This window comes from Dietzia sp. B44, from assembly GCF_014145245.1.
In the GTDB taxonomy this organism is placed as follows: Bacteria; Actinomycetota; Actinomycetes; order Mycobacteriales; family Mycobacteriaceae; genus Dietzia; species Dietzia natronolimnaea.
Genome location: NZ_JAALEF010000319.1, coordinates 1 through 9,350, shown reverse-complemented (window position 1 = coordinate 9,350; position 9,350 = coordinate 1). Strand labels below are relative to the sequence as shown.

Below are 9,350 nucleotides of genomic sequence, written 5' to 3'. Positions count from 1 at the left end.
TCCTCGATCGCGCGGCCCGCGGCGCGAGGACATCGCCCGCCCGCCCCGAACTTCGCCGGCAACGTGCTGATGGACGCCCTGGTGGCCACCGCGCGGAAGGCCGGCGTGACGCTGCACTGCGATGTCAGGGCGCGATCGCTGATCGTCGCCGACGGCCGGGTGGTGGGCGTGCGGGCGACCGAGTTCGGCGAGGAGCGCGAGTACCGCGCCACGCGCGGGGTGGTCCTGGCGACCGGCGGGTTCGTCGACAACGACCGCATGCTCGAGCAGTGGGCTCCGCAGCAGGTGGGCAAGGACAAGGTCTCCGACGGCCGCGACGACGGCTCCGGGATCGAGATGGGCATGGACGTCGGCGCCGCCGTGCGCCGCATGCACCAGACCGAGACGGCGATGCTCATCATCCCGCGGCTGGCGGTGGGGGCGATGCTCGTGGACGGCGACGGCCAGCGCTTCATCAACGAGGAGGTCTACCCGGGCCTGTACTGCCACGCGGCCGTGCACCACCGCCGGCCGCCGGTGTGGGTGATCATCGACGAGAAGGGCATCGAGGACGTCCCGGAGAGCGAATTGTGGGGGATGCAGCCCATGCACGCCGCGGAGACCATCGAGGAACTCGCCGCGGACTGCGGGCTGCCGGCGGAGGCTCTGGCCGACACCCTCCGCCGCTACAACGCCGGTGCGCGCGACGGCCAGGATCCCCAGTTCGGGAAGAGCTCACGCTGGGTCCGCCCGCTCGAGCCCCCGTTCGGCGCCTACCCCACCGGGGCGGGCGGCCCGGACTCGTTCAACGGACTCCCCCTCAAACCACAGGGATTCACCCTGGGCGGGCTGCACACGGACCTGCAGTCGAGGGTGCTGGACCGCGCGGGTGAGGCGATCCCCGGCCTGTTCGCCGCCGGCCGCTGCACCCACGGCCTGCACGGCGAGGGCTACATCTCCGGCACGTCCCTGGGCGACGGCTCGTTCTTCGGCCGCCGCGCCGGTCGCGGGGCGGCGCAGGGGACCGGGTAGTGACCGATCACCCGGGTGGCGGGGCCACCGGTCCGGTGGCCGTCCCGCGGCGGGCACGACCCGTGGTGGAGACGGGTCCGCTGCACCCGTCACGCGGGGGCGGGGAACGGATCGACGAGGTCGACGACGACGAGGCCGGCCTCTACGCGCTGGTGGAGCAGGTGCGTCGTATCCGCGCGCTGACCACCGGGGGGTTGTTCGACACCGACCTGGCCCCGCTGACCGACCGGCTGCGCGAGGTGGCCGACCGGCTGGAGGCCGCCTCGGCGAGCACGGAGCGCAGGCAGGCGGTCACGTGGTCGTCGGGTGACTACGTCACCAACTGCCCGGTGGTGGGCCGCTCCAACGCCCTCGCCCCGCCGATCGGGTTCGACATCCTGGCCGACGGGACCCTCCGCGGCGAGGTGACGCTGGGTCTGGAGTACCAGGGCCCGCCCGCGTGCGTGCACGGCGGAGTGGTCTCGCTGCTGTTCGACGTGGTGCTGGGCCGGGCGAACTTCCACGCCGGTACCACCGGGATGACCGTCTACCTGGACGTCGACTACCGCAGCCCCACCCCCGTCCTCGAGCCGATCGTGGTGACCGGTCGGCAGGTCAGAGTGGAGGGGCGCAAGATCTGGGCGCAGGGCGCCATCCACGCGGGCGATCGACTGTGCGCGACCGCCGAGGGCATGTTCGTCGAACCCGGCGGCCTGCTCCTGGAGAACCGGCGCCGCCTCGCGGGAGGGTGACCGGCGGTGACCGGGTGAATGCGGAGTAGATTCGGTTTTCGTGACCACCGATACCTCCGCCACCGACGACCGCCCCTTCGGTACGACCGATCCCGCCTCGGCCGGCGAGGAGGGGGCCCCGTTCCTGCGCCAGGACGACGACGCCTCCGGGTCCACCGACCTGGCCCGAGAACTGCGCCGGGTGCGGGGACTCGTGGCGGGGTCGCGCTTCGACGACGTCCACGACGCCGTCAGGACCGTCCGGGAGCTCGCCGACCATCTCGAGGCCGTCGGCACCATGGTGCGCCCCTCCGACTACGCGACCTGGGGCGTTCCGGAGCATCTCGCCTCCAACCCCGCGATCGGCAGCCGTAACCCGGTCTCCCCGCCGCTCGAGCCGGTAGTTCTGCCCGACGCGACCGTGCGGGCGGATCTGCGACTGGGCATCGAGTACCAGGGCCCTCCCGGGTGCGTGCACGGGGGGATCGTCGCGCTGGTCTTCGACGAGATGCTGGGCCTGGCCAACGCCGCCGCCAAGAGCGTCGGCCTGACCGCGGACCTGAGGGTCAGCTACATCTCGCCGACCCCGCTGTACGCCCCGTTGCGGTTCGAGGCGCGACAGGACCGCGTGGAGGGCCGCAAGATCTGGGCCAGCGCCACCGTGTACACCGGCGAGACGCTGTGCGCGCGCGCCGAGGCGTTGTTCATCGAACCCAGGGGGATCTCGGACGCGCAGCGGGACCGTCCCATCGAGGGCTGACCGGGCTGAGCGGGCCGGCGTCCGGTCCCGGGTTGAGCGGGCCGGCGTCCGGGGTCCCGGGGGGCGGGGACGCGACGCGTCGGTGGAGCCGCTCAGCCCTCGCCGCGTAGGGCCTTCATCCGCTTGTGCGCCCCGGCCACGATCCGGCCGCGCTCCACTCCGGAGCTGAACTCGACGCCCTTGAGATTGCCCTCCCCGCCGCAGACGTGGACCGGGCCCTCGCCGATCGACGCGAGCACCTCGTCGGCGACGTCGGCGGGCTCGCTCACGGTCATGCCCGGGAGATCCATGTCCAGACCGGCGCGGATCATGGCCGGGGTCCGGGTCACGCCGAGGATCACCTCGACCACGTCGACCCCGTGCTCGCGCATCTCCAGCCAGAGCCCCTCCACGAAGACCCGGCTGAACGCCTTGGCCGCCGAGTAGATGCTCATGTCCGCGTGTCCGAGGTAGCCGGCCATCGACCCCATGACCACGATGCCGCCCCGGCCGCGGGCCTTGAGCGCGGGGGCGAAGTGCCGGATGACCGCCAGCGGCGAGGTGATGTTGAGGTCGATGACCTGCTGGACCCGCTCCATGTCCGACTCGGCGAACTCCGCGCCGTAGGTGTTGGCCCCGGCGTTGAGGACCACCAGCCCCACGTCCAGTCCCTCGCAGGCGGCGGCGATCCCGTCGGCGGCACCGGGCCCGGTGAGGTCGACGGAGAGCACGCGGCACTCCACACCCCGGGCGCGGACGGCCTCGGCGGTCTCCTCGAGGGGTCCGCTCCGGCGGGCGACCAGCACGGAGGAGACGCCGGCGTCGGCCAGGCGGAGGGCGATCTCGGCACCCACTCCCTCGCTGCCGCCCACGACCAGAGCCCAGGGGCCGTACGTGGACGGATCGATCTGCTTCTTTTTGACGGGTGTCGACATAGTCTCCAGAGTATGACCAACGACAGCGACAGTCCTGAAATCGGCCGAGGTCCGCTCCCGAGGATCGAGGGCGTGGACGACTTCCAGTTGAGCAGCATGCGGGAGCGACTGGGGGACACCTTCGATCCGATCGCGGTCCCCGACCTGCCCACGCCGGATCCGGATCTCGATCGTTCGGTGGCGGAGCTGCGCAGGCTGCGTGAGGCGATCGCCGGGCTCGCCCACTCGGAGGTCGAGCTGGGGGACATCGCGGACCGGTTGGCCGAGGTCGCGGACCTCCTCGAGCCCCGCGTGCCGGAGCCGGCCCGTCGGCTGGAGGCCATGTGGACCGGCGCCGGGTCCCGCCGGGCCAACCCCGTCGGCGGTCCGGAGAACCCGATCGCCCCGCCGGTGCGGTTCTCCGGGTGTGACGACGGGTCGGTGACGGCGGAGGTCACGCTCGGACTGGCCTACCAGGGCCCTCCCGGGTGCGTCCACGGAGGGATCAGCGCGCTGATCATCGACCACATGATGGGCTTCGCGAACCACTGGGGAGGCCGCTACGGCATGACGGCCCACTACGAGATCGACTACCGGTCACCCACGCCGCTGCTGCGGCCGCTGACGTTCCGCTCGTGGGTGGACGAGGTGGACGGCCGCAAGACCTGGACCAAGGCGACCATCCACGCGGGCGACCGGCTGTGCGTCGAGGCCCGCGGGCTCTTCCTCGAGGCGAGCGTCGCGGTGCCGGGTCGCCCGGACCAGCGGTCGACCGTGGGGGACGGTGCCTGACCGGACCCGACACCTGGCCCCGGGGTGTCGACCCCGGGGCGCCGCCGACTCAGTGTTGGAGGTCGACCTGCACGACCTTCTGCAGGTAGGGGGCGATCACCTCGGTCAGGCCCGAGGCCAACTGGTCCGGGTCCTCGGGCGGGAGCGAGATGAAGCTGATGCCGATCCGGGCGATGATCGAGGCCGCCAGCCGGGCCTGGCTCGCCTCGATCCGCATCCAGCTCTCGGACAAGGCCGGCACGAGCACCTCGGTGGCGCGCTCGATGAGCGGCCCCGCCTCGGTGGTGATCAGCCGCAGCAGGTCCGGCTTGATGTCCCCCGTCACGAGCGCCCGGATGAGCGGGTCACGACTGCTGGACCGCAGGAAGCCGTTGATCCCCTCACTCAGGGCCAGCTCGATCTGCCCGGGATGCCTGATGATGGAGTCCCGGATCTCGCCGGCGAAGGTTTCCGACAGCTGGAGCGCGTACGCCTGGGCCAGGCCCTGACGGTTGCCGAACGTGCTGTAGAGCGTCTGGCGGCTCAGTCCTGCGGCCTTGGCCACGTCGGACATGGTCACGGCCGACCAGTCACGGGACTCCAACAGTTCGTGCATCGCGTCGAAGACGGTGAGGCGAGGCGACCAACGCTCCCCCTGGGAATCCCCGGAGGAGCGTCGGTCACTGGTGGAGGGGCGGCGCGGCATGAGGTCCATTGTTCCTGATCTGGCGTCCGCGGGTGGTGGAGGGCTACTTCACGGGCAGGAAGTCGACCTTGTCGCGGACGCCGCAGTCCGAGCACCGCCAGGTGGTGGGGATCGCCGACCACGGGGTCCCGGGCGGGAATCCCTCACGCGGCTCGCCGGCCGCCTCGGAGTAGTGGTGCCCGCAGTTCGGGCACACGTACTCGCCGGTCGGCGACGTCTGGTCGGCGGCGATGTCGGTGTCCGCGACCACCTTCTCCGCCACCGCGGTGGAGCCGGCGGCGGCCGCATCGACCCCGTGGCGGGCGAGGATCTTCTCGCGCTTGGACGGCTGGATGTTGGCCCGGGTGATGTCACCGTCGTAGTGGGCCAGCACCCGCTTGTCCATGACCTTGCGCCACAGCGGCGGCACGTAGGCCAGGACCATCATCGTGGCGTACCCGGACGGCAGCTGCGGGGCCTGCTCGAAGCTGCGCAGGACCTGGTAGCGGCGCATCGGGTTGGCGTGGTGATCCGAATGGCGCTGCAGGTGGTACAGGAAGATGTTGGTCACCAGGTGATCGGAGTTCCACGAGTGCTCCGGGCGGCAGCGCTGGTAGCGGCCGGCGGAGGTCTTCTGCCGCTTGAGGCCGTAGTGCTCCAGGTAGTTGACCACCTCCAGCAGCGAGAAGCCGAAGACCGCCTGGACGAGGAGCCAGGGCGCGACCTCCCAGCCGAACACGGCGATCAGTCCGCCGAAGAGCACGACGGTCATGAGCCACGCGTTGAGGTTGTCGTTGCGGATCGTCCACGGGCTCTTGCCCAGGCGACCGAGCCGCTCGGACTCGAGGTGCCAGGCCGACCGTGCGGATCCCACGACGCTGCGCGGCAGGAACGCCCAGAACGACTCGCCGAAGCGCGAGCTGGCCGGGTCCTCGGGAGTGGCGACGCGGGCGTGGTGCCCACGGTTGTGCTCGATGAAGAAGTGTCCGTACCCGGTGGTGGCCAGGGCGACCTTGGACAGCCACTTCTCGCTCCCGGCGATCTTGTGGCCGAGCTCGTGCGCGGTGTTGATCCCGATCCCGCCCGTGATGGCCACCGTCCAGGCCACACCGATCGAGGCGGCGATCCCGAGCCCGCCGTCGTAGCCGAGCCACGACAGGTCCTGGGCGGTCCACAGGTAGCAGGCGACGATGAGGGACGCGTACTGGAAGGGGATGTACAGGTAGGTGCACCAGCGGTAGAAGGGGTCCGCCTCGAGCCGGTCCATCACCTCGTCCGGCGGGTTCTGGCCGTCGGCTCCGACCGCCAGGTCGCCGAGGGGGATGGCGACGTAGACCAGGACGGGGAGCAGGAACCACGCGGCGGTGGCGGCCCAGCCCAGACCCAGCCCGTTGAACCCGATGACGAACGGCATCGAGAGGAACAGCCCCATCGCCGGGATCAGGCCGAGCAGCCACAGGTACCGCTTGGCGTCGGTCCACGCGTACGGCTCGACCGCGGCGTCGGTGGCGTCACCCACCGCGGCGGTGTCCTGGGCGGCGGCGTCCCGGGCGGCGGGGTCCGTCGTGGGGTCCCGGTCGGGACGCTCGTCTGCGCCCCGGGGGCGGATGTACTCGGTGCTGGACATCGTCAACGACCTCCAAAGATCACTGGTGATGTGGCCTACGCCACTGTCTGGAGACAAGATTAGACAAATTCCCGGGCCATGTCTAGACATGGGGTCTGATTTTGTCCAGGGAGGACGACGACGAGGCCATCCGTTCCACCGGCCGGTGCGGAATACGGGGGCGGTCCGCGCAGTTGTACCGACAGGTCGTCGGATCCACTCCGACGCGGGAGGAGTGGCGGACGTGACGATGCAGCAGGCCGCCATGCGCACCTTGATGCGGGCCGAGAACAACAACATCACGCTCGACCGCAGCGTCTTCACCCGCGAGAACTTCCACCGGATCGGTCAGTTCGCGCGACCGCACACCCGGTTGATCGTCCTGTTCCTGATCCTGTCCGTGTTCGGGGCCTCCCTCGCCGTGGTGACCCCGCTGCTCGCCGGCCGGGTGGTCACCGCGATCGTGGACGGCGCCGCGGTACGGGTGGTGTTCCTCCTCGCCGCCGCCATCGCGGTGATCGGCATCGTCGAGGCGGTCAACAACGTCGTGACCAGGTTCTGGTCGGCGCGAATCGGCGAGGGTCTGATCCTCGACCTGCGCCGTTCGGTGTTCGACCACGTCCAGACCATGCCGGTCGCGTTCTTCATGCGTACCCGCACCGGTGCGCTGGTGAGTCGGCTCAACAACGACGTCCTGGGCGCCCAGCGGGCCTTCTCGGACACCCTCTCCGGGGTCGTGTCCAACCTCGTCCAGCTCATCCTCACCCTGGTGGTGATGGCCGGGATCAACTGGCAGCTGACCCTCATGTCGGTGCTGCTGCTACCGGTGTTCCTCTTCCCCGCCCGCTACGTGGGCAGGCGCCTGGCCAGGCTCCGTCGCGAGGCCTCCGACCTCAACGCGTCGATGAACGACCAGATGACAGAGCGTTTCAACGCCGGCGGCGCGACCCTCGTCAAGTTGTTCGGCCGCCCCGACGCCGAGTCCGCGGAGTTCGCCTCCCGCGCGGGTCGGGTGCGGGGCATCGGGGTCCGCACCGCGCTGCTCATGAGCGTGTTCATGAACTCGCTGACGCTGGTCTCCACCCTGGCCCTCGCGCTGGTCTACGGCGTCGGCGGCTGGTTCGCCCTCACCGGCGGGATGGACGCGGGGTCCGTCGTCGCCCTCGCCCTCCTCCTGACCCGCCTGTACGGCCCGCTGACCTCGCTGGCCAACGCACCGATGGACGTGGTGACCGCTATCGTGAGCTTCGAGCGGGTCTTCGAGGTCCTGGACCTGGACCCGCTGCTCAAGGACGCCCCCGACGCCGTCGACGTGCCCGAGGGCCCCGCCGCCATCGAGTTCGACGACGTCCGGTTCTCCTACCCCTCGGCCGACAAGGTCTCCCTGGCCTCGCTGGAGGAGGTCGCCGTACTCGACACCCGCGGCGGGCAGGAGGTCCTGCACGGGGTCAGCTTCCACGCCGAACCGGGGCAGATGATCGCACTGGTCGGATCGTCGGGCGCGGGCAAGTCGACCATCGCGTCGCTGCTCCCGCGGCTGTACGACGTGGACTCGGGGGCGGTGCGGGTGGCCGGCCTCGACGTGCGTGAGGTCACCTCGTCGTCGTTGCGCCGGACGGTGGGCATGGTCACCCAGGACGGCCACCTCTTCCACGACACGATCCGGTCCAATCTGACCTTCGCCCGTCCGGAGGTGACCGACGAGCTGGTGTGGGACGCCCTGCGCCGGGCGCGGCTGGAGGAGCTGGTCCGGTCGCTGCCCGACGGGCTGGACACCGTCATCGGCGACCGCGGGTACCGCCTCTCCGGTGGCGAGAGGCAGCGCCTGACCATCGCGAGGCTGCTCATCGCGGAGCCCTCCGTGGTGGTGCTGGACGAGGCCACGAGCGCACTGGACTCCACCAACGAGTCCGCGGTCCAGGAGGCCCTCACCGAGGCGATGTCCCACCGGACGTCCCTGGTGATCGCCCATCGACTGTCCACCGTGCGCGCCGCCGACCGCATCCTCGTGCTCGAGGGCGGCAGCGTGGTGGAGTCGGGCACCCACCCCGAGCTGCTGGCCGCGGGTGGGCGGTACACCGAGCTGTACGAGACCCAGTTCGCGGACCAGGAGTAGCAGCCGCGTCGGCGGGGCCGGTCAGCAGCACCCCCACCGGTCAGCAGCACTCCCACCGGTCGGAAGCACCCCCGTCAGTAGCGTCCCCCGGCGATCGCGTCGTGGACCCGGTCGGTGTCGGCGTCGGCCCAGCCCGGGGGGTCCAGGATCCGGGCCCACATCTGCGCGGCGTCCGGCCCGAAGGTGTGACCGTGGCCGGCAGGGACCTCCGCGGAGAACACCATGTCCAGGGTGACCTGCCAGAACGTCACGAACGGGGTCCACCGCACCCCCGGGTCGAGATCGGGGCCCAGTGGCTCCCGCAGCCAGTCCGGGCGCTGCAGCAGGAGGTCGGGCGACCACCAGGTGATGGGATCGGAGGCGTGCTGCCAGTAGACGATCCGCGGAGAGGACCAGGGCGCGCCGTCGAGATCCAGATCCGGCCCGCCGGCGGCGAAGCGCACGTGCTCACCGCCGTCGATCACCGGTAGTCGCTCCGGCGAGCCCGCATCGCGGTGGGCGGTGAGGTAGGACCACTGCGGTGAGAAGTTGGGCGTGCCCACCCACAGCGCGCCGTCGGTCCGGGCCACCATGTCCTGGGCACCACCGAAGGCGGTCTGCCCCCCGAAGGAGCCGAGGCTCTCCCCGAACGCGACGAGTGCGGGGCGACGGGCCTCGGGCACGTCCGCGACGGCGCGCTCCACCGCCTCGAACAGGGCGCGTCCCGCGCGCTGGGGCGACTGCCGATCGGCCACGAACGCCAGGGGGCTGGGCAGGAACGAGTACTGCATGGCCGCGATCGCGGAGTCTCCGCCAGTG

General features: G+C 71.1%; 9 protein-coding genes. 5 read left to right on the top strand and 4 right to left on the bottom strand.

The features are described 5' to 3' along the window. From G6017_RS11070 to G6017_RS17235, 3 genes are all read left to right on the top strand, one after another. The coding region (locus tag G6017_RS11070) for an FAD-dependent oxidoreductase (protein WP_182617361.1) at positions 1–1,011 on the top strand (1,011 nt) is incomplete at its 5' end. Beyond that, entirely contained in the window at positions 1,011–1,742 is a 732-nt protein-coding gene (locus G6017_RS11065) for a PaaI family thioesterase (RefSeq protein ID WP_304815966.1), read from the top strand. The genes G6017_RS11070 and G6017_RS11065, both read left to right, overlap by 1 nt. Before the next feature lie 40 nt (positions 1,743–1,782). Beyond that, positions 1,783–2,481, top strand: coding sequence for a PaaI family thioesterase (locus tag G6017_RS17235; RefSeq protein ID WP_182617359.1), 699 nt, complete (start codon positions 1,783–1,785; stop codon positions 2,479–2,481). A gap of 92 nt (positions 2,482–2,573) precedes the next feature. On the opposite strand, the gene G6017_RS11055 is transcribed toward G6017_RS17235, so the two are convergent. After that, positions 2,574–3,395: an SDR family NAD(P)-dependent oxidoreductase gene (locus G6017_RS11055; RefSeq protein WP_187700525.1), complete on the bottom strand. Its 822-nt coding sequence runs from the start codon at positions 3,393–3,395 to the stop codon at positions 2,574–2,576. Between the two features lie 12 nt (positions 3,396–3,407). Between G6017_RS11055 and G6017_RS11050 the strand changes: the two genes are divergently transcribed. Next, on the top strand, positions 3,408–4,166 hold the full coding sequence (locus G6017_RS11050; protein ID WP_179524022.1) for a PaaI family thioesterase: 759 nt from the start codon (positions 3,408–3,410) through the stop codon (positions 4,164–4,166). Between the two features lie 49 nt (positions 4,167–4,215). Here the strand turns inward: G6017_RS11050 and G6017_RS11045 are convergent, their stop codons facing one another. Next, the gene (locus G6017_RS11045) at positions 4,216–4,851 is read right to left on the bottom strand and encodes a TetR/AcrR family transcriptional regulator (RefSeq protein ID WP_241730643.1); all 636 of its coding nucleotides are present in this window, start codon (positions 4,849–4,851) and stop codon (positions 4,216–4,218) included. A gap of 43 nt (positions 4,852–4,894) precedes the next feature. After that, entirely contained in the window at positions 4,895–6,457 is a 1,563-nt protein-coding gene (locus G6017_RS11040) for a fatty acid desaturase (RefSeq protein ID WP_187701314.1), read from the bottom strand. 229 nt (positions 6,458–6,686) lie between these two features. Here G6017_RS11040 and G6017_RS11035 point away from each other — a divergent pair, with 229 nt between their 5' ends. Then, positions 6,687–8,552, top strand: a complete 1,866-nt coding sequence (locus G6017_RS11035) for an ABC transporter ATP-binding protein (RefSeq protein WP_182609954.1) — start codon at positions 6,687–6,689, stop codon at positions 8,550–8,552. A gap of 74 nt (positions 8,553–8,626) precedes the next feature. On the opposite strand, the gene G6017_RS11030 is transcribed toward G6017_RS11035, so the two are convergent. Continuing rightward, on the bottom strand, positions 8,627–9,350 hold a 724-nt coding region (locus G6017_RS11030; protein WP_182617357.1), incomplete at its 5' end, for an alpha/beta-hydrolase family protein.

Excerpts from the sequence above, each read along its gene's own strand:
- G6017_RS11055 (WP_187700525.1), bottom strand. The coding sequence starts at position 3,395 with ATGTCGACACCCGTCAAAAAGAAGCAGATCGATCCGTCCACGTACGGC.
- G6017_RS11050 (WP_179524022.1), top strand. The coding sequence starts at position 3,408 with ATGACCAACGACAGCGACAGTCCTGAAATCGGCCGAGGTCCGCTCCCG.
- G6017_RS11045 (WP_241730643.1), bottom strand. The coding sequence starts at position 4,851 with ATGCCGCGCCGCCCCTCCACCAGTGACCGACGCTCCTCCGGGGATTCC.
- G6017_RS11040 (WP_187701314.1), bottom strand. The coding sequence starts at position 6,457 with ATGTCCAGCACCGAGTACATCCGCCCCCGGGGCGCAGACGAGCGTCCC.
- G6017_RS11035 (WP_182609954.1), top strand. The coding sequence starts at position 6,687 with ATGCAGCAGGCCGCCATGCGCACCTTGATGCGGGCCGAGAACAACAAC.